General features: G+C 50.0%; 26 protein-coding genes and 5 tRNA genes. 7 read left to right on the forward strand and 24 right to left on the reverse strand.

Going from position 1 to position 26143, the window contains the following annotated elements; all coding sequences use genetic code 11:
* The 10 genes from AC1VOR_RS22050 to AC1VOR_RS22095 form a co-directional block, all read right to left on the reverse strand.
* Positions 1–554: family 43 glycosylhydrolase (locus AC1VOR_RS22050; RefSeq protein WP_482621077.1), on the reverse strand; the 554-nt coding region annotated here is incomplete at its 3' end.
* 64 nt (positions 555–618) lie between these two features.
* Complete coding sequence (locus AC1VOR_RS22055; protein ID WP_482621079.1) at positions 619–2463, reverse strand: glycoside hydrolase family 127 protein; 1845 nt, start codon at positions 2461–2463, stop codon at positions 619–621.
* A gap of 30 nt (positions 2464–2493) precedes the next feature.
* Positions 2494–3324, reverse strand: coding sequence for a carbohydrate ABC transporter permease (locus AC1VOR_RS22060; RefSeq protein WP_482621080.1), 831 nt, complete (start codon positions 3322–3324; stop codon positions 2494–2496).
* Positions 3321–4250 carry a carbohydrate ABC transporter permease gene (locus AC1VOR_RS22065; protein ID WP_482621160.1) on the reverse strand — a complete coding sequence of 310 codons (930 nt, stop codon included), beginning with the start codon at positions 4248–4250 and terminating at the stop codon, positions 3321–3323. Before AC1VOR_RS22065 ends, AC1VOR_RS22060 begins: the two co-directional genes overlap by 4 nt.
* A gap of 120 nt (positions 4251–4370) precedes the next feature.
* Positions 4371–5780, reverse strand: coding sequence for an ABC transporter substrate-binding protein (locus AC1VOR_RS22070; RefSeq protein ID WP_482621082.1), 1410 nt, complete (start codon positions 5778–5780; stop codon positions 4371–4373).
* A gap of 118 nt (positions 5781–5898) precedes the next feature.
* Positions 5899–7680 (reverse strand): sensor histidine kinase, encoded by a 1782-nt coding sequence (locus AC1VOR_RS22075; protein WP_482621084.1) that lies wholly within the window; start codon positions 7678–7680, stop codon positions 5899–5901.
* Positions 7677–9242: a response regulator transcription factor gene (locus AC1VOR_RS22080; protein ID WP_482621086.1), complete on the reverse strand. Its 1566-nt coding sequence runs from the start codon at positions 9240–9242 to the stop codon at positions 7677–7679. Before AC1VOR_RS22080 ends, AC1VOR_RS22075 begins: the two co-directional genes overlap by 4 nt.
* Entirely contained in the window at positions 9220–9369 is a 150-nt protein-coding gene (locus tag AC1VOR_RS22085) for a hypothetical protein (protein WP_482621088.1), read from the reverse strand. Before AC1VOR_RS22085 ends, AC1VOR_RS22080 begins: the two co-directional genes overlap by 23 nt.
* A gap of 48 nt (positions 9370–9417) precedes the next feature.
* Positions 9418–9500 (reverse strand) — tRNA-Leu (locus tag AC1VOR_RS22090).
* Positions 9501–9577: 77 nt separating this feature from the next.
* Positions 9578–9892, reverse strand: coding sequence for a helix-turn-helix domain-containing protein (locus tag AC1VOR_RS22095; RefSeq protein ID WP_482621161.1), 315 nt, complete (start codon positions 9890–9892; stop codon positions 9578–9580).
* 223 nt (positions 9893–10115) lie between these two features.
* Between AC1VOR_RS22095 and AC1VOR_RS22100 the strand changes: the two genes are divergently transcribed.
* Entirely contained in the window at positions 10116–10748 is a 633-nt protein-coding gene (locus AC1VOR_RS22100; protein ID WP_482621090.1) for a PAS domain-containing protein, read from the forward strand.
* Positions 10749–10766: 18 nt separating this feature from the next.
* On the opposite strand, the gene AC1VOR_RS22105 is transcribed toward AC1VOR_RS22100, so the two are convergent.
* The 9 genes from AC1VOR_RS22105 to AC1VOR_RS22145 form a co-directional block, all read right to left on the reverse strand.
* Entirely contained in the window at positions 10767–11480 is a 714-nt protein-coding gene (locus AC1VOR_RS22105) for an AzlC family ABC transporter permease (RefSeq protein WP_482621092.1), read from the reverse strand.
* Positions 11481–11493: 13 nt separating this feature from the next.
* A complete protein-coding gene (locus tag AC1VOR_RS22110) occupies positions 11494–11814 on the reverse strand; it encodes an AzlD domain-containing protein (protein WP_482621094.1) in 321 nt (106 codons plus the stop codon).
* Positions 11815–11902: 88 nt separating this feature from the next.
* Positions 11903–11985, reverse strand: a tRNA-Leu gene (locus AC1VOR_RS22115).
* 33 nt (positions 11986–12018) lie between these two features.
* Positions 12019–12093: transfer RNA gene (locus tag AC1VOR_RS22120), tRNA-Glu, on the reverse strand.
* Between the two features lie 158 nt (positions 12094–12251).
* Positions 12252–14399, reverse strand: coding sequence for a 3-keto-alpha-glucoside-1,2-lyase-like domain-containing protein (locus AC1VOR_RS22125; protein ID WP_482621095.1), 2148 nt, complete (start codon positions 14397–14399; stop codon positions 12252–12254).
* A gap of 220 nt (positions 14400–14619) precedes the next feature.
* A tRNA-Ser gene (locus tag AC1VOR_RS22130) sits at positions 14620–14708 on the reverse strand.
* 7 nt (positions 14709–14715) lie between these two features.
* Positions 14716–14791 (reverse strand) — tRNA-Asn (locus AC1VOR_RS22135).
* 72 nt (positions 14792–14863) lie between these two features.
* Positions 14864–15076 (reverse strand): hypothetical protein, encoded by a 213-nt coding sequence (locus AC1VOR_RS22140; RefSeq protein ID WP_482621096.1) that lies wholly within the window; start codon positions 15074–15076, stop codon positions 14864–14866.
* A gap of 45 nt (positions 15077–15121) precedes the next feature.
* Positions 15122–15592, reverse strand: a complete 471-nt coding sequence (locus AC1VOR_RS22145) for a SprT family protein (RefSeq protein WP_482621098.1) — start codon at positions 15590–15592, stop codon at positions 15122–15124.
* Positions 15593–15693: 101 nt separating this feature from the next.
* Here AC1VOR_RS22145 and AC1VOR_RS22150 point away from each other — a divergent pair, with 101 nt between their 5' ends.
* The 3 genes from AC1VOR_RS22150 to AC1VOR_RS22160 all read left to right on the forward strand — a co-directional run bounded on the left by AC1VOR_RS22150 (position 15694) and on the right by AC1VOR_RS22160 (position 17151).
* The gene (locus AC1VOR_RS22150) at positions 15694–16044 is read left to right on the forward strand and encodes a hydrolase/acyltransferase (RefSeq protein WP_482621099.1); all 351 of its coding nucleotides are present in this window, start codon (positions 15694–15696) and stop codon (positions 16042–16044) included.
* 166 nt (positions 16045–16210) lie between these two features.
* Entirely contained in the window at positions 16211–16342 is a 132-nt protein-coding gene (gene cmpA, locus AC1VOR_RS22155) for a cortex morphogenetic protein CmpA (RefSeq protein ID WP_089153476.1), read from the forward strand.
* Positions 16343–16464: 122 nt separating this feature from the next.
* Positions 16465–17151, forward strand: a complete 687-nt coding sequence (locus AC1VOR_RS22160; RefSeq protein ID WP_482621162.1) for a Crp/Fnr family transcriptional regulator — start codon at positions 16465–16467, stop codon at positions 17149–17151.
* Between the two features lie 79 nt (positions 17152–17230).
* On the opposite strand, the gene AC1VOR_RS22165 is transcribed toward AC1VOR_RS22160, so the two are convergent.
* On the reverse strand, positions 17231–19459 hold the full coding sequence (locus tag AC1VOR_RS22165; protein ID WP_482621164.1) for a Tex family protein: 2229 nt from the start codon (positions 19457–19459) through the stop codon (positions 17231–17233).
* A 496-nt stretch (positions 19460–19955) separates the two neighbouring features.
* On the reverse strand, positions 19956–20306 hold the full coding sequence (locus AC1VOR_RS22170) for a DUF4190 domain-containing protein (protein ID WP_482621101.1): 351 nt from the start codon (positions 20304–20306) through the stop codon (positions 19956–19958).
* A gap of 232 nt (positions 20307–20538) precedes the next feature.
* Between AC1VOR_RS22170 and AC1VOR_RS22175 the strand changes: the two genes are divergently transcribed.
* From AC1VOR_RS22175 to AC1VOR_RS22185, 3 genes are read left to right on the forward strand one after another with little or no spacing between them, the layout of a single operon-like run.
* Positions 20539–21948 (forward strand): efflux RND transporter periplasmic adaptor subunit, encoded by a 1410-nt coding sequence (locus tag AC1VOR_RS22175; protein ID WP_482621103.1) that lies wholly within the window; start codon positions 20539–20541, stop codon positions 21946–21948.
* Positions 21948–22649 carry an ABC transporter ATP-binding protein gene (locus tag AC1VOR_RS22180; protein ID WP_482621105.1) on the forward strand — a complete coding sequence of 234 codons (702 nt, stop codon included), beginning with the start codon at positions 21948–21950 and terminating at the stop codon, positions 22647–22649. Before AC1VOR_RS22175 ends, AC1VOR_RS22180 begins: the two co-directional genes overlap by 1 nt.
* Positions 22646–23818 (forward strand): ABC transporter permease, encoded by a 1173-nt coding sequence (locus tag AC1VOR_RS22185; RefSeq protein ID WP_482621106.1) that lies wholly within the window; start codon positions 22646–22648, stop codon positions 23816–23818. Before AC1VOR_RS22180 ends, AC1VOR_RS22185 begins: the two co-directional genes overlap by 4 nt.
* A 91-nt stretch (positions 23819–23909) precedes the next feature.
* On the opposite strand, the gene AC1VOR_RS22190 is transcribed toward AC1VOR_RS22185, so the two are convergent.
* From AC1VOR_RS22190 to alr, 3 genes are all read right to left on the reverse strand, one after another.
* Positions 23910–24260 carry a type II toxin-antitoxin system PemK/MazF family toxin gene (locus AC1VOR_RS22190; protein ID WP_059051288.1) on the reverse strand — a complete coding sequence of 117 codons (351 nt, stop codon included), beginning with the start codon at positions 24258–24260 and terminating at the stop codon, positions 23910–23912.
* Between the two features lie 3 nt (positions 24261–24263).
* Positions 24264–24545: a CopG family ribbon-helix-helix protein gene (locus tag AC1VOR_RS22195; RefSeq protein WP_018750966.1), complete on the reverse strand. Its 282-nt coding sequence runs from the start codon at positions 24543–24545 to the stop codon at positions 24264–24266.
* A 246-nt stretch (positions 24546–24791) separates the two neighbouring features.
* Positions 24792–25973 (reverse strand): alanine racemase, encoded by a 1182-nt coding sequence (gene alr / locus AC1VOR_RS22200; RefSeq protein WP_482621108.1) that lies wholly within the window; start codon positions 25971–25973, stop codon positions 24792–24794.
* Positions 25974–26143 lie beyond the last annotated feature (170 nt).

Genomic DNA, 26143 nt, shown 5'->3' on the forward strand with positions numbered 1-26143 from the left:
ACGTAACCAGAAGGAGTTACCTCCTTGTAAATCGTCCCGTCCTCGAAGGAATCAAGACTCATCATATCCGGCTTCAGCTTGACCACATTGCAATGTCCCCAGCCCCCGTAATATAAGTAAGGCGTACCATCGTCATCCAAAAATATATGCGGATCAATAGGCTGCGCACCGAAGACAAATTGGTCAATGAGAGGGTGACCAAGCGGATCGATGAACGGCCCTTCTGGCCGTTCTGCCACCGCCACCCCGATGCCACCAAGCTCTTCATTGCTCTGAATATCATTAGCTGCAAAGTATAGATAATACTTACCATCCTTCTCAATCGGGGAAGGAGCCCAAACCGCTTTATTGGCCCAGGACACACCGGACAAATCCAGGATTCGCTCCACCTTGGTCCACTCAATCAAATTATCGGAATGAAAGGCATCGAAGAAGATCTGCTTTTCATAAACATCGGAATACGTGGGATAAATCCAGTATCGGCCGTCAAATATTCTGGCCTCAGGGTCGGCGTACCATCCAGCAAACAATGGATTTCCAGATTTTCTAGTCATGGCTCCACTTCCTTTCTCCATTATCCACATGTCAAGCCAGTCAGCTTGAGCTTGATTGCTATGCTTAACCGCTATAGATCGCAGCGGATACGGCTTCCTTCAACCACACCTGCATGAATCCCGGGCTTCGATTGTCCCAGGCATAATAGGGAATCAAGGTATACCGCTGCCCCGCCCGGTCCAGAGCGTTCATGACGGTCACTCCTCCCAGTACATCATCCTCCCTTGCTTCCAGGACGAATGACAGCTCCGAGGAAATCTCAAAATGATCGTACGCCAAACCGGGGTTATCCGCCTGCTCCAGACAATACACGATAGGACCACGCTGGAAAGCAATCCTCCCTGCATTTGCCTCCACCTCCGGCCGCGCACGGATTACCCGGACAGACATTTCCATCTGATAGTCCACGGAATCTCCGGCACGCCATAACCGTTCCAGAACGATGTAGCCCTGTTGAACAGTGACGTCTTCTGCGGGTACAGGCACGCCGTTCACCGATACACGATAGCTCCGGCACCATCCCGGAATTCGCAGCAGGATGGGGAAGCTCTCCTCCTGATTCGGATGCACAAATAAATGAACACCACCGTCCCAAGGATAGCCCGTTTGCATTTCCAGTCTAATCGCATTCCCGCTTGGAAGCTCTGCCTCAGCCTGACCGGCCATGAATTGGTTACAGGCAATGCCTCGATCCGTCACTGCATACGCGTACCCGCTGATTGAAGGAAGGAAGCGCGCCAGATTTGTAGGACAGCAAGAGGTATGGAACCACTCGACCCGATGATGATCACCAGAGGAAGCTAAGGGATTGACGTAAAAGAAGTGGTCCCCTGACATCGAAATTCCGGACAGCACGCCATTATATATCGCCCGTTCCATAACATCCGCATATTTGGCATCCCCATACAGCAAATTCATTCGGTGGTTCCAGAATACCAAGGCAATAGCCGCGCAGGTCTCGCAATAAGCGCTTTCATTTGGAAGATCATAATCCTCTGTAAAGCCTTCATTATGCCGCGATGGTCCAATCCCACCTGTCACATACATATTGCGCTCTACCGTATGCGCCCAAACCTGCTGCAAGGCATCTCCATAGGAAGCATCGTCCGCAGCACTCATCACATCAGCCATCGCTGTGTAAAGATACATCGCTCTGACTGCATGACCAGTCACCCGCTTGATCTCCCGAACGGGTACATCATCCTGGCAATACGCCGGACCCCATTCCTCCTTATTCCAAATTTCTCCTACACCATGTCCGTGGCCCCGTTCGTCCAAGAGCCATTCCGCCAGCTTCAGATAACGCTCCACCCCGGTCGTTCGATAGAGCTTAACCAGAGCCAGTTCAACTTCTTGATGGCCCTCTACCCAATGGCGTTTGCCAGGACCAAACAATCTGTCATAATGATCTGCCAGCCGGCAGGCCACGTCCAGAAGCTTCCGCTTTCCCGTTGCTTCGTAATACGCTACAGCGGCTTCCAGCAGATGACCCCCATTATACATCTCGTGCTTCTCCATATCGGTCCATTTCTGTTCATGTGCCCCAAGCGTATAATAGGTAGTAAGATAACCATCCTCTTCCTGGGCGGCTGCGATCAGATCGATAATGCGATCCATCTCCGCCTCCAGTCGCTCATCACGTACTGACATCAACGAGTAGGCAACCCCTTCGAGCACCTTGTACACGTCCGAATCGTCATAATACATCCCCTGATGCTCGCCGCTCTCCAGACCGCCGGCTTTGGCAAAGTTGGCAATACGTCCTGTTGACTCACATTGGGCCAGGCAAGTAGGAAGTGTTACGCGATTCAATGTCTTCAGACGGGGCTCCCAGAATCCGTCCGTTAACCGAACCCGGTTAAACGGAACGCCCTTCCAACGCTGGGTGTTTGAGTTAAATAAGTTCACTTGGATTAGTCCCTCCCTTTATGTTCAACATTACCCTTTTAAGCCGGTTAACGTAATCCCTTCCAGAAAATATTTTTGTCCAATTAAAAATACAACCACGCAAGGCAGGACCACCGCAGCGGAAGCTGCCATCAGCAAATCCCATTGGGAGGTGTAAGCCCCCTGAAACATCTGCAAGCCAAGAGCCAGCGTAAACTTCTCGTTAGACTTCAAGTAAATTAGCGGTCCAAAGAAATCATTCCAGGCATTCAGGAAGGTGAACAAGGACACAACGATGACCGCGGAACGGCTGAGCGGCAGAATAATTCTGCTGTATATCTGGAAATACCCTGCTCCATCCACGACAGCCGCTTCATCAAAGTCTCGCGGAATGGTCATATAAAACTGTCGCAACAAGAAGATATTGAAGATTCCCCCACCGAAGAATGCAGGTAATATGAGCGGCATGTAGGTATCGTAAAAACCAAGCGAGCGCCATCCCAGAAAGGTCGGAATCAACGTAACCGCACCTGGAAGCATCATCGCCGACAGCAATATAGCAAATACCGCATTACGCCCTTTCCACGAGATACGGGAAAATCCAAAGGCTGCTACCGAGCTGCTGATTACCGTACCTAATACGGAGAAGAACACAATGATCAACGTGTTAAGAAAAAAACGGTCAAACGGCAAGATCGTTAGTGCCCGCGAAAAGTTATCCCATTGCACCGGACTTGGAATCCATACTGGCGGCATAACGAAGATTTGCCCTAAATTCATTAACGAGCTGCGCACCATCCAGACAAAAGGGATGAGGAACATGACAGAAATAGCAATTAGCGCAATATAAGCCAAGGTTTGCTTGAGTACGGCAGGTCTCATGGGCGTCCCTCCCCTTCATAATGCACCCAGGATTTGGCCGTACGGAACACAAACAGGGTGAATACCGAGATGATGGCGAACATAATCCAGGCCAATGCCGAAGCATAGCCCATTTCCGTATCCCGGAACGCCGTACGCCATAGATAGAAAATATAGAACAAGCTGGCGTTATTCGGGCCGCCTCCCGTCAGAATATACGCTTCGTTGAACACTTGGAACGCTCCGATAATTGCCATTACAGTATTGAAGAAAATGGTGGGGCTTACCAGCGGAATCGTAATATGGCGCAGCTTGTGCCACCAGCCCCCTCCATCAACATCGATGGCTTCATAATATTGTTGGGGGATGCCACTAAGGCCAGCCAGGAAGATAACAACCGTCCCGCCGATCCCCCACATCGTCGTCAGAACGACGGATGGAATGACTGTGTTCTCGGCATACAACCAGGAACTCGTCGGCAAGTTCAAGCTGCTCAACATCTGATTGACCAGACCTAAATCCGGATTCAGCAACCACATCCAGATCATCGCCGTAGCTACTGCCGGTACAATACTCGGCAAATATACGATAGTCCTGAACATGGCCCTCCCCTTGACATTCATGTTAAGCAGCAAGGCAATAGCAAGGGATACCAGAATGGTCGCCGGTACCTTGAGAACTACGAAATAAAACGTGACCTTCAATGATTTGACAAACAGCTCATCCTGTCCAGACATAAGCTGGGCATAATGCGCAAATCCAACCCATCCAGTGGCATCTTTGAACACACTGTAATCGGTCAAGCTCAGAAAGAGGCTGACAATCATCGGCCCTGCCGTAAAGATAAGAAACCCCAGCGTGGCCGGCAGCGTAAACAATAATCCCCAGAATAAAGCCTTCCGCTCTTTCGTGCGAACAAGCTGGCCTTGCGCCGGAGCCGTTTGCATGCGAATTTCAGTAGCCATGGTGGCCTCCTTATGAATGGAACGGCCGCTCGCTTAAGCCAGGACGCGGTGATAACTACTATCACCACCCGGAGCAATCGGCCGTTCGCTTAAAATGATAGGTTATTGAATATCCCGGCGTCCCTGCACTTGTGCTTGCGCTTTATCAGCGATGGAGTCCATCGCTTGCTGAGCGGTTTGCTCGCCAAGCCATAATTTGTCCAGGGCCGGAGTAACTACGTCCATAATTTTGTTGAAATTCTTGATGTAGCCGGTTGGTGATTGACGGCTGTAATTCAGCATCATATCAATAGCTGCATCCTTGTAGCCTGGTGTACGTGCCTTGGAGTCAGCCGTCCATTTATCAATCAGCTCCGGCTGCTGATACCAATCCTTCAGAGCCGGCATCCATAAGCCTTGATGATTCAGTTCCAATGAACCCTCGGGATCGGTTAATGCCTTCACAAGCTCCCAGGATTCCTCGGGGTGCTTCGTTGATTTGAAGATCGAAAAGATACCACATACCACCGTTGTGATCGGAGCCTTCATCACTGGCAACGGAGCGACATCGTAATTTACCCCCGTCTTGCTAAGGTCAAAGTTAGCCCACTGACCATCGATGACCATCGCCACCTTCTTCGTCTGCAAAGCTACGTTCGTGCTAGGTACATTTTTGGCTTGCACCGGCGAAGGCGCCACATGGTGTACATTGATCAAATCCGCTACCTTCTGGAGAGCTTCAACGGCTTCCGGTTGATTCAACCCAAAGGTTTGACCATCCTCGGATACAAAATCGCCGCCATTGCTGAATATAAAGTTGGACCAGGTTCCCCACCAGCCATTGGCCCCACTAACTCCGAATTGCTTGATTTTCTTCGGGTTAAAATCGCTTTGGGTCGCATTGTTGCCGTTCTCATCCAAGGTGAGCAGCTTGGCGGCCTCTACAAATTCATCCCAGGTCCATGTCTCCATGGCCTTTGACGATGGCGGTTCTACCCCCGCTTCCTTGAAGAGGTCCACATTATAATAGAGCAGGAAGGTCTCAGGACCTGGCCCAATACCAACCATGTTGCCTGGCTCTGCATAATAAGAAATGTTTGGAACAAGGTCCTCTGCACCGAAGTTAGCATCTGATTCCAGCAACGGCTCAAGGTTCAGGAATTTGCCCTCCTCGGCAAGAGGGAAGGCAATCGTTGCCGATTCAACCATGGCTACATCCGGCTCCTCATTCCCGGCCACCATCGTTGTCAACTTGGTATCATAGTCGGTTGGAATACTCTCCAATTTGACTTTGACATTCGGATGCGAAGATTCGAAGCGGTCAATGACTTTCTGATAAGTATCTATTTCACCTGGAGTCCCCCAAAGTGTCAGCCTTAGTGTAATGGTCTCCTTGGAGCCGCTATCTGTGGACGGGGAATCACCTGTGCCTGTATTTGCGCTTCCTCCCCCATTGGAGCAGGCGGACAGTACGGTAGTCGTCAACAATAACATCATTAACAGAACCGATATCATTCTTCTCGTCAGTCTCACTCGGCATAACCCCTCTCGTTCGCGCTTGAATAGATAACTCATAGCTGCAGTCTATGATGCCTTTACTATAGCAGCAAGAATGCGCTTCCAAAATCCATCGATGATTTGATTTGGTGGACTATTCTTCGTTGTTTGCGGGCAGACGTATCGTGACTCTTGTCCCTTCCCCCGGTATTGAGGTGATGAACACCCCGTAAGGAGCCCCATAACGCAACCTGATTCGCGACAGCATGGTTTGAATGCCTACGGAAGAGATATCCCCCCGCTCGATATGTTCCAGAAGCTCCGACGTTATGCCACAACCATTGTCTACAATCTGAAAAATTCGTGTTCCTTCCTCCAATCGGCCAATGATCGTAATTGCACCGCCCTCCTCAAGCTCCCCAAAGCCATGAAGAAGTGCATTCTCCACAAAGGGCTGGAACAATAGCTTAGGTACCTTATAACCATACAGCTCAGGAGCAATATCATAAGCAACCCTAAATTTTCCTTCAAAGCGGACAGACATTATATAGAAGTAATTTTTCATCCATTCCATTTCCTCAGATAATTCCACCGCATCCCAGTTCTTGCGGGTAGTATATTGCAACATGCTGGACAAGCAGACAAGCATCCGGCTTAATTCGCGCTGCTGGTTCTCGATAGCCACCCAATTCATGACATTCAGCGTATTATAGAGAAAATGCGGGTTCATCTGCAGGTTGAGCGCCTGAATTTCCGCCTGCTGTTCCTTCAGTTTAATCTCATAATTCTCGGTCACCAGCTTCTGAATACGCTGGTTCATATTATTGAATTTACGGATCAAAATACCGAATTCGTCGTTGCCCGCAGGCTCAATCTGCATATGGAAATCCCCTTCGCCCACGAAGCGCATCGCCACCAGCAACTTCTTGACTGGCACCGTAATCCGCGCGACGACCAGGAAGGCCAGTCCGGCAGCAACAAGACCTAGCACAATAGCCAACGTTAACGTGGACAGCAAAATGGGTGGCACGATATCCTTGACCAGGGCCGACTCCGGAATGACAACTATGGACAGCCAGCCTGTAATGGATGAACGGTCGAAGCAAATGAGCATATTTTGCCCGTCCAGACTGATTCGCTGCGTTCCGCTTCCCCTGCCGAATAACCCAGTGGCCCAGTCCTCGGTGAAGCGTGCCGTCATCTGATACTCCTCTGAGCCCGCAACAATGACTCCATCCGGACTCAGCACCATGTAGTGCGAATCCTCCGGTATGCTACTCTCGAAGAGTGAGCGAAACAAGTTGGCCTTCAGGCTAATGGACAGCACCGGCCGCTCCACCCCGGGATCAAGATTCTTCATGGAGCTGATGTCCAGATATGAGAAGTTAAGCAGACGTGCCGCACTAAACAGATACTGGTAATCATAATTATCGGCAATCGAGAGCCAGGGCTGATCGAACATGTCCATAAAGTTATAGGTCGGGTACCACACCATCCTCCCTCCGGCCTCCCTCGCTTTGCGATAAACATCCGAGAGGGTCGGATCACCCTGCGGCATGTTCCGCTGGGGACCGAAGGTATAGTAAGTCGTCCAGATTTGGTAGGTGTACAAATCCTCATTCTGGGCAAAATGACGGCCCAACACCTGAGAGATTTTACGGTCAGCCATCAATAATTCACCCTGATTGTCTGCATTCAGGTTATTAAAAATATCGAACAGCTCCTTGTCCGCGAACAAGGTGGTACTGTCGTTCTCTATTTGCTTCAGCTTTCCATCAAGGACTTCATTGTTCTTCTTCACAATTTCATACACATTCTCCTGAGCTTGCTTGGTTACAACTTGCAGGCTCGTTCTGTAGAACAAGACGCCCAAAATAATAAGGGGCAGCGAGATTAATATCAGATAACTGGTTAGCAACCGGGTTCGCAGCTTCATCGGCGAAGATTCCCCAACGATTTATGCCGGTAAGCCTCCGGCGACACCCCCACATAACGTTTGAAGATGCGGCCAAAATATTTGGTATCCCGGTACCCGCTACGCTCGGCAATATCGTAAATTTTAAGTGTACACTCGGGATCGGACAGTAATTCCTTAGCCCGGTTGATTCGCGTCTCCGTAAGAATTTCCGAGAAGGTCCTGCCTGTATAATTCTTGAATAAGGTACTAAAATAAGATGGATTGAAATAAAATTGCTCGGCCAAATTCTCCAGAGTCAATTCCTCCATATAACGGCTTTGAATGAGCCGAATTGTGGCCTCGGCCGCATATTCGCCCCTTCCCCTTTTCTTATCCTGTAATTCTCGGCGGACCTCCAGTAACCTTGCCTCCAGCACGGATAGAAGGGCAAACATCGTCTCGCAGGCAGGAAGCTCCTTCGCCGAAGTCTCGGCAAGGCGCAGGGCCGTTTCGCGATCCAGCAATTCTCCGCAGCGGCTTTTGAGCATCATTAGAGTAAATGCAGCTCCTTCCTTCAATGTATCCGGATTTGTCCAGCCGCCGTTTGCCAGCTCTTCAAAGGCTGTTCGGCACAGGCCCAAAGCCGCCTCCGCCTCTCGTGTGCAAAGGAAGGCAAACAGTTGCTCATGATCTAGATTTAGACGGGTTGCTGTCGTTTCAGGCCTTTCCCAAGCAAAGACGACCCCTTTCCAGCCATCATGGAAGGTTAATGTCAAGGCTGCCATAGCAGTTCGGAAGGATTGCGGCCCCCCTTCCAGCAAACGCTTACAATGAACTCCTGATGCATGACTTAATCGCCCCCCTGCATACTCCGGAGCGTAAGACATACGTTCCAGCGCGTGTCTAACCAGGGGAATTTCTGGGCATTTCCCGGGGTTCTCCGAGCCTCCAGCTATGAGAGTAACCGCAAGCACACGACCCGGTTCTTTCTCCAGCATCCAGCTTCTAGTTGTTCCCACGCAAGACCAGATTTCACGTAGCTCATGGCATAACCTTGCTCCCGACTTCCCTGCCGAAAGTCCATCACCGGCACAGAACTCCGTCACCACGACAAAGCCCGAATTGTCTTGCAGTTCAGCAACTTCGGGGCCTTGTAAAGACTCTGATGGCACAAGGCCCTTAAGCCAAGAGCCTAGGAGCTCCTCGGCCTTCGAGTCAGTGCGGCCCTTATCCTCCCTCAATTGTTGTTCAATTCTCGACAGGACCTCTTCCACCTTATCCGTGTCCACCGGCTTTAGCAGATAATCATAGGCCCCATATCGCAGAGCCGTTTGCGCATATTCAAACAGATTGTACGCAGACAAGAAAATGACCTTAGGCTGCAAGACGAACGTTGACAGCTTCTCCAGGAAGGTGAGACCATCCATATGCGGCATGCGAATATCCGTCAATACCACATCCGGCTGCCATAGGGGCACCATATCCAAGGCCTCTGCTCCGTTCTTTGCCATCACCACTTCATACTCAGGCCGTATGCCCTGTAACAAATGGAACATCCCCCGGCGGTGCCTGGCTTCGTCATCCACGATCAAGATCTTCATCGTATCCCTCCCATGCTGCCTCTTCAACATTTATTATAGTGAAAAAAGCCACCTCTCCCATAGCAACAATCCTTGGATTTGGTGGACTTTTTTTAGAGTATGCCAACGCTCCTCTTTTTTTGAACATACAAAAAAAGCTCCCCGGATTCTCCGAGAAGCTTCTTCTACAATTTGATGCGGTCGAGAGGACTCGAACCTCCACGGGTATACACCCACTACCCCCTCAAGATAGCGTGTCTGCCATTCCACCACGACCGCGTTTGGATAAAGCCTTACTTAAAATGAAACGAACATTTGTTATTATATCTTCGTTGCCGCTAAAAGTAAAGCTGTAATTATGGTTTCCGGTCAGCCTTCTCTTGACGCCAACGTGTAAACTCAATATATTCTCGTACCAAAGCCCGTTCCGATTCGGTCAGAGAATGCATGAAAGTATCCCAATCCTCTTCTCCTGTTACATAATCAACCTTGTCTTCCCGTATATATTCAGCCTGCTTCTCTTGCCCCGTCATAAGCCAATCCAGGCTAATATCAAAAAAAGCGGCGATTTCAATCAGTTTATTGGTACTGGGCGTAGACTTGCCTCGCTTCCAATCCCCCAAATTGCCTGTGCTGATGCCGAGTTCCAGACAAAATGCCTTCTTGGTCATCCCTGCCTGCTCAATTAGCAGTTCAATACGCTCGTAGATTGACAAATTTGATCCAACCTTCCTTTGTTACGTTATTACGTAAATAAGTAATTTATAGTTGTTTAATGACGTAAATGCGTATATAATATGAAAATGAAACTTCGCCTCTATCTTAGCACAGCGTCGGCAAGACTTAACAGGTTCGGAGAACCACCCTTAATTCATTTATAGGAGCGAACTCGCCGTGAACCCATCCCCTCCATGGAAAGAAGCCTTTCATGCCCTTAATCAAAGTATTGCCATTCTTACTGCCGATGGAACAGTCGTATACATTAACCGTACCTGGGCTAACCGGGCTAGAGTGTTCGGGCTGGCTCCCCTCTGGGACCGCCCAGGGAACAATTTGCTGGACTACCTGCGAAGTCACAATCATCGGCTTAAGTACGAAGCCGCACAAGAACTGTTAGAGCATGTCCCCCTGGTTCTGGATGGAGCCATCCCGATCTATGCCACCGAGCTTTACATGGCGGTACCGCAAGGGGATCACTGGTTTCTGGCCGAAGTCACTCCGTATGGTGAAGAAGGGCAGTCTCCCCAAGGCCTCGTAGTCACTTGTACCGACATTACCCGATTGAAGGAACAAATTCGCAAGATGGAACACGACTTGTCCCATATCCGGACATTACGTGGTCTGCTCCCAATCTGTGCCGTCTGCAAGAAGATTAAGGATGAGCAGGATATCTGGAGTACCATTGAAGCTTATCTGATTAAGCACACGCACGCAGAGTTCACACACGACATTTGTCCCGACTGTATCCGGGCACTTTACCCCAAATACGCAGCATTCCTTGACCTGCCGCCTGAGGGAGAGCAATAGAGGCTAGCCGTAGTTAGTTTAGTTAGCTTGTTCAGCACGTCGCGACCGCCTGGTCCATTGCTGTCCTACCGTCGCCCCAACCACACCACCAAGAACAAGACCCAGTCCTCCTGAGTGAAGCACACCAGCCAACACAGCCACCAGCGCACCACTTGTCGCAGCCAGCATCGAGGCTCTTGTACGGTCTCCCCCGGCCAGCAGGGCAATGAACAAGGCGGGCAATGCAAATGAGAGAATCGTAGCCAGTTCTGCATTAACAAAGCTACCCAAACCGATACCTATCGATGTTCCAGCTACCCAGGAGCCATAAATCAGTAAGGCAAATGAAATATAATAAGCAGGTGTCAATGGATTCCCCTGAGTTGCTCTGCTAGAAGTAACGGCAAAGCCCTCATCTGTAAGGCCTATTGCAGCCAGCCATTTCTGTGGCTCCCTCCACGACGTCAAATAGGGCCCCATCGTCGCGCCATACAGAATATGACGCATATTGAGCAGCAATAATGTGGTAACAATCGTGACCGGAGCGGATGCCGAAGTAAGCATTCCCAGCAACATGAACTGGGCTCCCCCGGAGAAGATCCACACCGAACCCAGCATAGCTAATCCCCCATGCAGTCCTCCTGCGGAAGCCAACACTCCGTAAGTCATGGACAGTGGAAAATAAGCAATCACAATCGGCAGCGCATCCCGCATCGCCTGTGCCATATTTTCCTTACGCTGAATATGGTTCATCTTCTTGTCCCCCTTACCCCCATAAGTACATAACCGCAGCATAAAACAACACACCGGCAACTACGGTCAGCAGAAGACGACGTGACCACCAGGCTACGATGCATGTCGGAATGGCCGCAAATAACATGGTATTCTGAGCAAGCGGAAGGAAGTGACCTTCCTTCAACAGCAGCAGTGGCCCAATCAGCGCGCCAAGTACCGCCGGGGATACATAAGATAACCACTCTTTGGTTGACGGAGACCACTTCACCCGGCTTCCCAGGGTTAATGAGCCTGCCCGAAACAAGTAAGTCCCCGCTCCAATCAAAATGATAATCCAAAACTCGGTTCCCACGCCCTATCCCCCTTTATTCTCTATCGGATATATACCATTGGTTATACAGAAAGAACCTTGCTTGGACGCAAGGTTCTTTCTGTATCGATGCGGTCGAGAGGACTCGAACCTCCACGGGCGTACGCCCACTACCCCCTCAAGATAGCGTGTCTGCCATTCCACCACGACCGCATATTCAATTAACGATTGGAGCTAATATAATAATGGTGACCCGTAGGGGATTCGAACCCCTGTTACCTCCGTGAAAGGGAGGTGTCTTAACCCCTTGACCAACGGGCCATATCTATAGGTGCCTTAAGCGGCGACAAAATTGAGTATAGCAAAAACTATAGTACCTTGCAACCCTATTTTTCCTCTGCATTCATCTCTACCTCCAACTATTAACAAAGGCGCCGTCCTTCCCCATAACGAGTAGTTACGGCGCCCGGGTCTTTTAGTTAGTACATCCGAATATTATCAAAGCTAACCTTATTGTTATATCCAGCTCGCACACCTAATGAGCCATTATGATAAGTATAATCCGTTCTATCGATGAGCCGAGTATTATTGACATACACCTGCATACGGGGACCGGTAACTACGATTTTCAATGAATACCACTCGCCCGGGTTAATGGAGAAAAAGGCTCCTCCCAGATTAGTATAGCTGTTATTAAATTTGCCTAACCAGACAGAACCATCCGCTTTGATGCCCGCCCCGTATCCTTTGAAGCTATCTGTTCCCACTGCCAGTTGACTTGTATTCCAGATTAAGCTACCTTCTCCACTATCATGGAGACGAATGTCACCCTCAATTGTGTAATTCAAACCTGTCGTCCGTTGATTAAACACCGATTTGGCAAAGGCAGCCGGAGAAGTGACTGTATACACTCCATCCTGCAACAACCAGGTCCCTCCATAACGGATCCAGCCCGGGTCCGAGTTGCTATCAAATGAGTTCGAATACGTGTGAGGAGTTACCACGATATTATCAAACCGGACAGTGTTACCGAAGCCTCCTCGTACACCTATCGTCCCTCTGTTATACGAGGTATCCGTGTGGTCTAGCTTCAACACGTTATCTACAAACACTTGAATTCTGCCAAAATTCTTGACTACCTTCAAGTGATACTTGGTGCCAGATGATATAGGAACGGATGCCCTGGATAGCTCCGTATAATTATTATTGAATTTACCCAGCCATACCGTGCCGTTCGTATCAATCCCTGCGCCGTAACCCTTAAAGTGGTCGGTGCCGTTGGCCGGGCCTGTCACGTCAAAGATCAGGCTGGCCTGACCCGCATCGTTCAGTGTTATATCTGCTTCTGCCGAATAGTTGACCAGGGAGATATAAGGATTAATGATCGATTTGGCTGCACTCGCCGAGGTGACCTGATAAGCTCCATTTGACATAGTCCAGGTTCCTTCGTATTTCGTCCAGCCCACGTCATGGCCATCAGAGAAATCGTCTGAAAAGTGGGTTGGCAGCGTGAGGAACTTGATCTTTACGTTGTGTCCGCCTTCAGAACGTAGGGCAGAGGTCATTGCGGCAATTTCATCGGTTCCCGTTTGATATAGACTGGCCCAGTAATAATCCGGGAAGCCTCCCGGCCATAATACCTCGTCATTGGTATACCAGGTTGCGCCATAATCGTTGCTGAAGGATAATTTGCTATTATTACTGGTAACGGCCAGCCGTCCATCGCTTAGCGAAAGAATGTAGGGTGCACCATTCTGATTGGGAATGGGGTTCCCCAGACCACTCGACCAGGTTACTCCATCCTCAGACACCTTATAGTAGATATTGCAACCTGCCGTTCCGCAAACCTCATAGGTCAAAATATATTTTCCATTATTCATCTTCGTCCATACCGGCATCCCCGGTCTCGAGGCAGAATTACCTGTATCCCAGGCCGCAAAAATCTCATTGCCCCACGTTGCACCATTATCTGAAGATATCTTCAAGGAGATAACTTGACTATAGGCTGGTGTACTTGCTGCATATTTCTCACTGGCATAATAGACAGCCACACGTCCATCATCCAGGAAGCCCAAATGCGGCTCATACACTCCTCTGCCGCCAAGTGTCCCGGGCGCACCGACGTTGCTGTCAATATTGCTGAGATAGGTCCAGGTCACACCCCCATCGGTGCTTCTGTATACAGGAAGATAGAAGGTTTCTCCCCAGCGCACGGAACGTGCCGCCAGAACAATATCCCCTGTAGGCAACTGGATCATCTGCCCGTTATCAAGATCGCTTCCCGGATCATCGATTGTACTGAGCACTGTCCAGGTGCGGGCATTATCCGTGCTTCTTGCTATCTGGAGCCGGGTTCCACCATTAGCGTCCCGAGTATACCCATTATTATTGTAGATGGTATACACCGAGAGCCAATGACCGTTCGATAACTGAAGCAGCCGGCCATACTCCGAACCGAAGGTGCCAGGATGTATTCCTCTTGCATCTGTCCCGGCATCCGTAAAGACAGGGATATTATTTACAGTTACCTCACTCTGTACCGTCGCTGGACCTCCTTCGGCCAAAACCTGGGATACCACTAGAAGCATGATTAGCAGCGCAATCCCTACACTCGTTAATCTTCTCAACACCGTATCTCCTCTCTACTCTATTCTCCCTACATCCTTACATTTAAAGCGCTTACGGCTTAAGCTATAACTTTCACCTCCCCGAATTGATTTTATGGTAATCAAACAACAAATATGATTTAATACATAATTATTGTAATTTTAGACGATTTTTCCTGTTCAGATTGGAATAAAAGCAAAAAAAGAGCATCTTCTCAAATGAAGATGCTCTTTCTATCAACGGAGAGAGAGGGATTCGAACCCTCGCACCGCTTACGCAGTCTAACCCCTTAGCAGAGGGTCCCCTTATAGCCACTTGGGTATCTCTCCAAGAAAATGGCTCCCCGAACAGGACTCGAACCTGTGACAACTCGATTAACAGTCGAGTGCTCTACCAACTGAGCTATCAGGGAACGTTTACAAATGAAGCAAGAACATCACCTAATTTATCACGCTTCCGCGTCAAAGTCAAGATCATGGGAGGTTCAGGATGCCGCCATTCGCCAAAATAAAGAACCATCGTCTCCATGATAGGAAGCGTGGTTCTTGTATTTTTGCGTATGAATCAGTTCTTGCTTCGTCTTCGTCTTTCGTGTTCTCAAATCGGCTGAAGCAAAGGGGCTACGGCTAAGCTCAGGACTTCGCTTCCCCTCCCGCACCAGCTTCTGGCGCAGCTTCTTGGCTTTGGATCGGGCCATGCTTATCACTCCTTAATGATATGAATATGCCTTCATTATACCATATCAGGAGTTATCAAGTACCATCAGTCGTAGTCGCCCGGCACATTGTCCGCAGCGGTAACGACTTGGGTCCACACGCCGCTTACGTAAATACTCCATTCCACAATCCGTGCAAATCAGCTTGTACCGATGAGGCAAAACCTTGCGCTCCTTCCCACCAGGCAAGGAATGACAATATCTGCTGCCACCCACCCGCTGCAATAACGCTTTGAAGTCTGCATCCCGGTGACGATATCCTCGCCCTGACAAATGCAGGTGGTAATGACATAGTTCATGCTTAATAATACGCTCAACCTCATCCTGGCCGTAAGCGGCAAGCTGGGAGGGATTAATTTCAATATGGTGGCTCTTCATGAAATAACGACCTCCAGTCGTCCGTAGCCGGGGATTAAAGCTGGCTTGATGGCGGAAGGGTACTCCGAAAGAATGCAGCGAAATCTGTTCGACCCAGGCTTGTAATTGTTCATTTGTCATGGACTCTCTCCTTCCCGCTGTCTCTCTCTACTACTTGAATTTTAACTTCTTCTTACGCTACACTGTCAAGTAGGATGGTTAGAAAAGGAGAATTGAAAAGCATGTCCACAATGAGGTATGTCATTTTGCAGCAAGGGGAGCAGTTGGAATTTGTTGAGATGCCCGCAGACTACGCCTACCAGCTTAGTGCATTGAACCTGCGTCTTAACAAGGAAATAGCCAAGCTGACAGCAACTCAGATTCCGGCTTTGCCGCGCGCGGTGGCCGAGTGCGACCGTCTGGACCTGCTCCATGAGTCGCTTCAGATCAAAAGTGGCCTGGCTTACATCAATGAGCTTGAGGCCTCATTTGCTGCGATTCAAGAAGAGAATTACCCGCTAGTCTCGCTATTGACCGAGATTCGTGCGCTCCAAGCCCAATTGGAACAATGGTATGAAGAAGAATACGCGTAAGTTCGAAGAATGATGCACTATTTCGGCGTCCGGCCTGCCAACAACCCCTGGTAATGAGGGGAATGCGCAGGCCGGATTTTTTTATTCTGATTCCGAAGGACTTGCACGTTCCGGGGAGATGGCCCATACCCTATCCATACGAGGAATCACCGAGGAGGAGATACGCTTGCCAAATTGGCTCAGTCATCAGATTATGCGTGCCTTTCACAAGAGAGACCGCCGTCAAATTCGTTTGCTTAATGACTGTTGGTTTTTTTATTACAATCGGCAATATTCCCAGGATAAGAACGTGCAATAAATCCATAGAAGCCGTTTTGGATTATCCCCTCCCTGCGAGGGGATATCCCTTTAAATTAAAATAATTGAAGGAAACTTTGGAAATATCACGAATTAGTTCTCCTGTGGGAGAAAGGAGGCGTGATGATGCACAATCTTGAATTGATTCGGAGTTTTCCTTATTTCGAGCATCTAGATACGGCTGATTTGACTAAAATTGCACCATTATTCATTACACGGGAATATGATAAGGGAACTGCAATCTATCGGGAAGGCGAAGAAGGGGACGAGCTATACCTGATTCAATCCGGACTTGTTCATGTATACCGGAATGATGAGAATCGGGAGATTATTTTGTCCGTACTTTGCGAAGGGGATTTCTTTGGAGAAATGGCCCTGCTGGAAAGCATCAAACATAGGACCTCCTCTGCCCGAACTATCGAAAGATCGGTGTTATATGTATTAAAACGGCTAGACTTCATGACCCTGCTCCACCATAACCCCCTCATATCGATGAAAATTCTGGAGACTACGTTATTAAGGCTCCGCAAGGCCAACGAGATCATTATGGATCTAACACTGCTCGATGCCCGCGCACGCATTGTCAAGACGTTGCTAAGACTGACCGAGCAACATGGGACTAAGCAGCCGGATGGTGTTCTGATTGCCTTTAAGCTGACCCATCAGCAGTTGGCTGATATGTCCGGTACCGCTCGCGAGACGGTGACCAAGGTCATGCTGGAGCTACAATTCAGCGAGCTAATTCAAGTAGAGAAAAAGATGGTGCTGATCCGGGAACCGCTGCTGTTAAGACAAGCTGCCGGATTATAGCTCAATACCAAGAAGGCCGAGCGTGCCCGGAACTTCTCCCGGCAAGCTCGGCCTCGCAGTATTGCTAGCTGTCCATCCGTTAATCCGGACGCCGCATGGTCAAACCAACTCTTCCCTTCTTGATATCCACATTCAGCACCCATACAGTCACATTATCCCCTACGGACACAACGTCCATTGGATGCTTGACGTAACCGTTGCTAAGCTGTGAAATATGCACCAACCCATCGTTTTTGATACCGATATCCACAAAAGCACCAAAATCGATGACATTTCGCACCGTGCCATGCAATTCCATCCCTGGTGTCAAATCCTCAATCTTCAACACATCCGTACGGAAGATCGGTAGCGGCAGCTCTTCCCGTGGGTCTCGACCCGGACGTTGCAAGCTCTCCAGAATGTCGCGCAAGGTAGGCACGCCAACCTCTAGCTTGGTAGCCAGTTCGCTTACCTCAAGTGCCGCCAGCTTCTCGTTCAGTTCCTTGGTCCCTAACTGACTTAACGCAACACCCAATTCAGCGAACACACGGTTGACTACATCATAGGATTCCGGATGGATTGGCGTACGGTCCAACGGGTTCTCCCCTTCTGCAATCCGTAGAAAGCCGACACACTGTTCAAACGTCTTGGCCCCCAGGCGCGGTACCTTCTGCAACTGCTTCCGGCTACGGAACCGACCGTTCTCTTCCCGGAACTTCACGATATTCTTGGCCGTGGTTGCGTTCACCCCGGATACATATCCCAGCAAAGCCGGAGAAGCTGTATTGACGTCGACACCTACATGGTTTACGGCGGATTCCACCACATGAGTCAGGCTTCCGTCCAATTGCTTCTGTGACACATCATGCTGGTATTGGCCGACACCAATCGCTTTAGGTTCAATCTTGACCAGTTCAGCCAGCGGGTCTTGAAGCCGCCGGGCAATCGAGACAGCGCTGCGCTCTGCCACGTCCAGATCGGGGAACTCTTCCTGAGCCAGCTTGGAGGCTGAATATACGCTTGCCCCCGCCTCGTTCACGATCAGATAAGCCAGTTCTCCTCCCCGGTCCTTACGCTCTGCGATGACCTCGGCCACAAATTGCTCCGTCTCACGGGAGGCAGTACCGTTGCCAATGACAACGAGCTCCACCCCATATTTATCAATTAATTCATGAAATTTAGCCGTAGCTTCACGTTTCTTGTTGTTCGGCGGTGTAGGATAAGTCACGGCCACCTCCAACAATTTGCCCGTATCATCAACTACAGCTAGCTTACAGCCTGTCCGATAAGCTGGATCCACACCCAGCACGCTTTTGCCTCGGACCGGTGCCTGTAACAACAGACTCCGCAGGTTCCCGGCAAATATCGTAATCGCCTGAGCCTCTGCCTTCTCGGTCAGTTCACCACGCACCTCGCGTTCAATTGAAGGAGCAATCAGCCGTTTGTAGGCATCCTCTACCACGTCCTGCAATAAGGCTTGTGTGGCGGACTGTCCGCGAATAACTCGTCCCTGAATGTAACGGTGGATCGCATCGGCGTCCACCTCCAGCCCTACCTTCAGTACATTCTCGCGCTCACCGCGATTCATGGCCAGAATACGGTGGGAAGGCATCTTCTTGGCCGCTTCCCGATAATTGTAATACAACTCGTATACCGATTCTTCTTCCGGAGTCTTAGCCTCAGAGACCATCATGCCATGATCCATGGTATATTGGCGGACCCAGGTACGAATGGCAGCTTCATCAGCGATTCGCTCAGCCACAATATCCATTGCCCCTTGAAGCGCCTCTTCTGGAGTCTCTACTCCATCTTTCAGGCCAGCGGGTCCAGTATACTTCGCGGCCTCGTCGAGCGGGTCTCCCTGCTTGGGCTGCGATAAGAGCCACTCTGCCAACGGCTCCAGCCCCTTCTCCTTAGCCACGCTCGCCCGTGTCTTCCGCTTCTGCCGATACGGACGATAGAGGTCTTCTACTTCCTGCAGCTTGACTGCCCGGCTAATCGCCGCCGCCAAATCCTCCGTCAGCTTGCCTTGTTCCTCAATGATTCGCAGAACCTCTTGCTTGCGCTCCTCCAAATTTCTTAGATAGTGGGTCCGCTCTTCAATATCACGTAGTTGATTCTCGTCCAGTTCACCGGTCATTTCCTTACGGTACCGGGCAATAAATGGGATGGTATTGCCTTCATCCAGCAATCCCACCGTCGTCCGTACCTGCTTGAGCGCTAAGCCCAGCTCCTTGGCAATCTGAGCAATCAGCCGTTCCTGTCCGCCCTCATTGGCCTGATTGGCCTTACTCTGCTCTGCTACTCCGCTCGTCTCCGAATTCGTCAATGCCATCCCTCTTTCATTCAGAAGTTCCCATGCCTTTTATTATCACAAACTTTAGCGCGATTTGCCAGCTTCGCTCCGTCCCCCTGCAACCACTGACTACGAAGGCACACCGTCCGATCTCAGAGTCTCATTCAAAGGACAGCAACCTGTTTAGAACACATTCTTCCTGCTCTTTTATGCTGATTTGACTTAACTGAGTGGGAAATCCTCCTGCTAATATGCCGAAAAAGGCTGAATTTCGATACTTAACTGGAAAAGCTCACTATAAGTCTGTGTTATGGGCCTATATTTGGCGATTTCCAGGAATTTATATAGAGAAATTCCAGCTAATAGTTGATGATGGGGCGAAAAGGGAATTTTAGTTGGAGGATTTCCTGTTAAATGGAGCAGTTTTTAATCATACAATTGCTCTCCCCGCCTCCCTCTAGCTAAACAAGGAACAAGCACCGTGCCTCAGGCGACGATGCTTGTTCCTTGTTCACACCAATAGTTACTTCTAGAAGTTGCTATACATTTCAGTTGAAGAATAGGCCACCGCAAAAATAACGACAAGTAATATTATCATACCGTATAGCACGGTTCCGATGATGCCGCAGACGAGACCCGCAATGCTAAGGCCTTTGCCTTGCTCATTCGTCCGTTTGATTTCCTTCAGCGAAAGTGACGATAACACGATGGCAATGATACCCAAAATAAAGCCGATATAAGGAATGATAACCGCCAGAATACCAAGCACCAGTGAAGCAATCGACTTCCCATTCGTTCTAGCCGGAGCAGGCGGCATCGACGGTGGGTATTGATCAAAGCTTGAATAAGAATAAGGTGTGTCCGATGGACGTTGATCCATGAAAAAGGTCCTCCCCAACAATGCAATACTTACAGCATTTTTTCTAATTTCCTAATGTTACATTTATTGTACTTGATCATGACGAAGGATGCTATGACTATTTTGACCTACCTCATCCAGCACCGGTTCGATACATTCAGAAAACTTTCAGCTACGCTTCAGGTTGGGCTCATACTCATCCATTACAATAAAGACCAACTGTTAAAAATGGACAAGAAAGTTGGAGTGATCGATGAGAAAACGATGGTTATGGATCGGTATCGGAGTTGCGGCTTTATGCGCCATCGCTGTGATAGTAGGCTTAACCCTTCCGAAGCAAGAGAACAAGAGTGCCGGGCCCGTCCAAAATACGACCCGTGTGAGCAAAAACAGTATTTCGGTTAGCGTAACCGGCTCAGGCTCAATCGTATCTACAGAGAGCGAATCAGTGCGCACCAAGGATGAAGGGAAAGTCAGCGAAGTGCTGGTGAAGGCCGGTGAGGTTGTTAAGACCGGGCAGGCACTGTTGACTTTTGAAGGCACGGATAACACCGATGCGCTGGATGAGCAGCAAAGCTCGCTGACATCACAGCAGTTGGACCTGAAGGATCTGCAAGAGCAGTACAAGCGGCAGGTTCAGGAAGGAGCCGATGAACAGTCCCTGAATGCTACCAAGAAGTCGATTACCAAGCAGGAACTGAGCATCAGTAATACAGAAGCCAAAATCGCCACACTCCAGGAAGAGATGATTCCGCCTGATCCTTTAACCTCTCCTATTGACGGAACCATCACCAGCGTAAATATTACGACTGGCGAGCAAGCCAAGGATGGAGCGGAGTTGTTCGTTATTAACGATTATCAACAGCTTAGCGTCAAGATTCAGGTGGATGAGCTGGACATTCCTCAGGTAGAAGTCGGCATGAAATCAACCATTCAAATTGATGCGCTGCCAGATCAGGAATTTGAAGGCCAGGTCACGGAAATTGCTAATGAAGGAACTCCTTCCAATGGCGTGTCCCTGTTCGATGTCACTATTGCCCTGAGTTCCTCTGACGGTGTTCGGGTAGGTATGTCCGCTGAAGCCACCGTGATTATCAGTGAGAAGCAGGATGTATTAACCTTACCCATTGAAGCAGTGCAGCAGCGGGGAGAACGTTACGTGGTCATTCTGGCAGGAAGTGAAGAGAACGCTGGCGGAGGAACGGAAAATCCCCTGGAATCCGGGACAATACCAGAAAGAGCCGCTAACGGTGCTGACGCCGTAGAACAGGAGCAAGGTGCAGCAACCTCAGATTCACCTCCTTCCTCGTCCTCCGGGGATAGCAGCCCAAGAGAAGGCGGGAACCGCGGAACCGCGGGTACAAGAGCTAACGGAGATCAAGGTGAATCAAGCCCATTTAAGGAAGTCGAGGTCGGCGTACATAATGAAAGCCTGATCGAGATTGTTAGCGGGCTAGCCGAGGGCGATCAAGTTGTCATTCCAACGGTTATGGGTTCCTCCAATAGTACAAATGATCAACAAGACATGATGTTACAAGGCGGCTTCGGCGGTGGCATGGGCGGCGGCGAAGGCGGAGGATTTGGAGGAGGAACCGGCGGCTTCGGCGGTGGAACCGCCCCTTCTGGCGGAAGAGGCGGATTCAGCGGCGGGGGTGGGAGATAATGACCACGGCACAGCCCCCCTTGATTGAAGTGCGGGAGTTAGGCCACGGCTATATGATGGCCGGAGAGCTCATGACGGTGCTGCACGAGATCAGCTTTCAGATCCATCATGGTGAGTTCGTAGCCATCATCGGCCCCTCCGGCTCTGGTAAATCCACTCTAATGAATATGCTCGGATGTCTAGATATCGCCAATGAAGGGACCTATCTGCTGGATGGACAAGACGTGAGGAAGCTGTCCGATAACAAGCTGGCAACGATTCGGAATGAGAAAATCGGATTTATTTTTCAGCAATTCAACCTGCTACCCAAACTGTCCGCTTACGAGAATGTCGAGTTGCCTCTCATATACCGTAACCTACCACATAAGGAGCGCAAACAAGCGGTGGAAGACTCGCTGCGTCTGGTGGGTCTGGAGGAACGTATGCATCACCGGCCCTCGGAATTGTCCGGGGGGCAGCAGCAGCGCGTAGCCATTGCCAGAGCTATAGCCGGCGCACCTCCAATGCTGCTGGCCGATGAGCCTACCGGAGCCCTTGATACCAAGACCGGCATTGAAGTCATGGATAAAATGAAAGAGCTGAATGCGCTGGGACATACCATTATTATCATTACTCATGATTTGTCCATCGCCGAGCAGGCCAAGCGAATCATTCGCATTCAAGACGGTGAGCTTGTGGAAGATCGGAGGAATCTGGCATGAATATGCTACAGAGTGTGAAGATGGCCTGGAAGAGCATCGCAGGCGCCAAGGTGCGGTCTTTGCTGACAATGTTAGGCATTATCATCGGCGTCTCCTCCGTAATTACGCTGGTATCTGTGGGCCAGGGCACCACTTCACAGATTACTGCACAGCTCGAAGGGCTGGGAACGGACCTGCTCACCGTTACTATTATGGGCCGGGGTAATACCACTTCCTTGTCCTTCGAGGAAGCGATGAATCTCTCGACCCTGGAGGGCGTTAAGGCCGTGTCTCCTGTTATCAGCGGCTCCGTTACCGCTAAGAAAGGCACTACCAACGACACCCTTTCCGTCGAGGGTATTGCTCCGTCTTATGAAGAGGTGCAGGATTTCCATGTCCAGGAGGGGCGGTATATCGTCGACCTGGATAATGAATTTCGCATGAAGGTTGCCTTAATTGGCACAGAAGCGGCTACTACCTTCTTCGGCACGGATCAGCCAGTGGGACAAACCATTCAGTTAAACGGCAGCAGCTTCAAGATTGTGGGACTGCTGGAATCGAAGGGCTCCAGCTTAACGGGCTCCAATGATAACAAGCTGCTGATTCCAATCAGTACGGCAGAACGTTTCCTGCGTAGTCCCGGAGTACGGTCTGTTACCGTCCAAGCACAGGATACTTCACAGATGGAAAAGGTCAAAGCCTCTCTGGAAGCGAGCCTGGACAAGAAGTTCCTTAATGCAGACAACTCGTATAGCATCTTCAACTCTCAGGAAATGCTGGACACCCTGAATTCCACCACACAGATGTTATCCCTCGCCCTTGGAGGTATTGCCGGAATTTCCTTGCTCGTCGGCGGCATCGGCATCATGAACATCATGCTGGTCTCGGTTAGCGAGCGGACGCGCGAGATTGGTATCCGCAAGGCCATCGGCGCCAAGCAGCGGGACATTCTGATGCAGTTTATGGTCGAGTCCACGGCACTTAGCGGAATTGGCGGACTGGTAGGCATCGGACTAGGTTATGGCGCCAGTGGTTTAATCGGCCATTACTCTGCCCTATCCACCAGCGTCTCCATCTCCATCGTCGCTATCGCCTTTGGCTTCTCGTTATTCATCGGTGTCATCTTCGGTATGATTCCAGCCCGCAAGGCAGCCAAGCTGCGACCAATATACGCGTTACGTACAGATTAGTTTGAGAGAGAATCCACCATCATCCAAAAAAATGAGCACCCCGGATAATTCCGGGGTGCTCATTGCTGATAGCATAAAAAACACATAACAGCTAAAAATCAATTAAACCAAGACTAATTAAGAGGGCTTCATTTACCTTCTTCATCGTCTCATCGTCCAAATGGGTAATTTTATCCGTTAGTCTTTGTTTGTCGATCGTGCGTATTTGCTCCAGCAAAATGACGGAGTCCCTGTCAAAACCATGCGTAGCCGCATCAATCTCAACATGGGTCGGCAGTTTTGCCTTCTGGATTTGCGCCGTAATAGCAGCAACAATAGCCGTTGGGCTAAATCGATTGCCGATATCATTCTGGATGATGAGCACCGGTCTAACCCCGCCCTGCTCGGAACCTACTACAGGGGAGAGGTCTGCAAAAAATACGTCGCCGCGCTTTACGATCAATGTTTACACCCCGCTTACTAGGCGGTCCAGAGTGATGTCTGCATCTTCCTCCGCGTGGAACGCTTCAGAGGCCATGGACAGATTAATTTTTGCCATCTCCATATATCCCCGCTGCATCGATTCCCGAATAAACCGCTTCTTGCGTTCGTTCAGATACAGCTTCATGGCCTGCCTGATCAACTCGCTGCGATTGGAATTTTCCATCGCAACGATGCCATCCACTTCTTGCAAAAGATGATCCGGCAAACTGATCATAATTCTTTTGGTATTGTGCATATTGGCCATCTTGACTTCCACCCCCGAAACCTTGTCGCCCTATTCCCTGATATCCAGTATAGCATTATTCAAGGAAATATATACAAAAGAAATATATGCCTAAAGTATATCAAGTATGCTGCATTTTATTATAAACGTAAACGTCAATGCCGTACATACCTGATCATTTCCATCTCTTGTATTCGATAGACTTAGCAAGAATTCCTTCATCCGGGATAAAAGTTTTGTGGCAAGGTTCCCCTTGGCTTGTTGCCGTCAGAACAGCGGGTTTTGCATCACGTCCCGTTCGCCCTTTCGCTTGTAAACCCGGGGGACCCGATGGGCCAACATACAGATCAGCTCGTAATGGATCGTTCCCAGTGCGGAGGCCAGCTCCCCGGCGGAAATCTCTTCCCCGGCTTGCTGGCCGATGAGCACAACCTCCTCGCCGGCTTGAATTACTTCGGCCTCGTCAGCCAAAGCTTGAAGCGAAACCATACATTGGTCCATACAAATGGTTCCGACTACAGGGACGCGGCGGCCGCGTATCAGAACTTGCGCCTTGCCGCTTAGCATTCGCGAATAACCGTCGGCATACCCGATCGGGAGTGTAGCGATGCGTTCCTCCCCGCGAGTGATATACCGCGCGCCATAACTGATTGCCGAATGAGGTGGCAGCGTCTTGACTCGGACGGCCTCGGTCTTCAGCGAGAGCACCGGTGTCAGGTGAACCTGATCCCGGCGAACTTCTTCGGACGGATATAAGCCATATAACGCGATGCCGATACGGACCATCTGCTGTGACAACTCCGGCAAATCAATGGCAATCGCACTGTTACCCGTATGTATGATCGGGATATGAATTTCATGCTCCCGCAGCGCGTCCACCACGCCCTGAAACCGGTGAAACTGTTCCAATGTATAGCTCTTGTCTTCCTCGTCCGCAGTAGCAAAGTGGGTAAACATTCCTTCCACTTCCACCTGCGGCACCTGCATGACCTTGCGTACGAAAGCGACTGCCTCTTGACCAGGCAACAGTCCGACGCGGCCCATCCCGGAGTCAATCTTGATATGAACCTTCAGCTTATGCACGAATTCGGCAGGGTCCAGTTCCATCAGGGCCTCAAGCACATCCTCGCTGAATACGTTCAGCGTGATGTCCTGCTCCCAGGCTACGCGTACACCGTGAGGAGGCGTGTACCCGAGAACCAGAATAGGCAACCTGATCCCGGCCTTCCGGAGCTCCAGCGCCTCGTCCAGAAAGGCTACGCTGAGATAGTCTGCCCCTGCGCGCTCCATTTCCAGTGCTACCAGCACTGCTCCATGTCCATAAGCATTAGCTTTCACACAAGCCAGCATTTTCATGTTCGCCGGTTGTCTTCTGCGAAGCTCTTCAAAATTTTCCCGAAGCAGGTCCAAATCAATTTCCGCATGGGTAGGTCGATACTTCACTTGCACTTCTAGGTCACCTTCTCCAAAGATTGAGAGTCGAAATATTCTGTGTAATACATTTATGGTAATGTCCCGCGCTTCGACTGTCAATTCTGCATGACGATTGGCCTATAAGGAGAAGGAAGAAAAAGGGGCGAATAGACGGGTCCGGCAAGGTAATATCCTTGCCCGAACAG

This window comes from Paenibacillus sp. 1SOY10 (assembly GCF_056836745.1).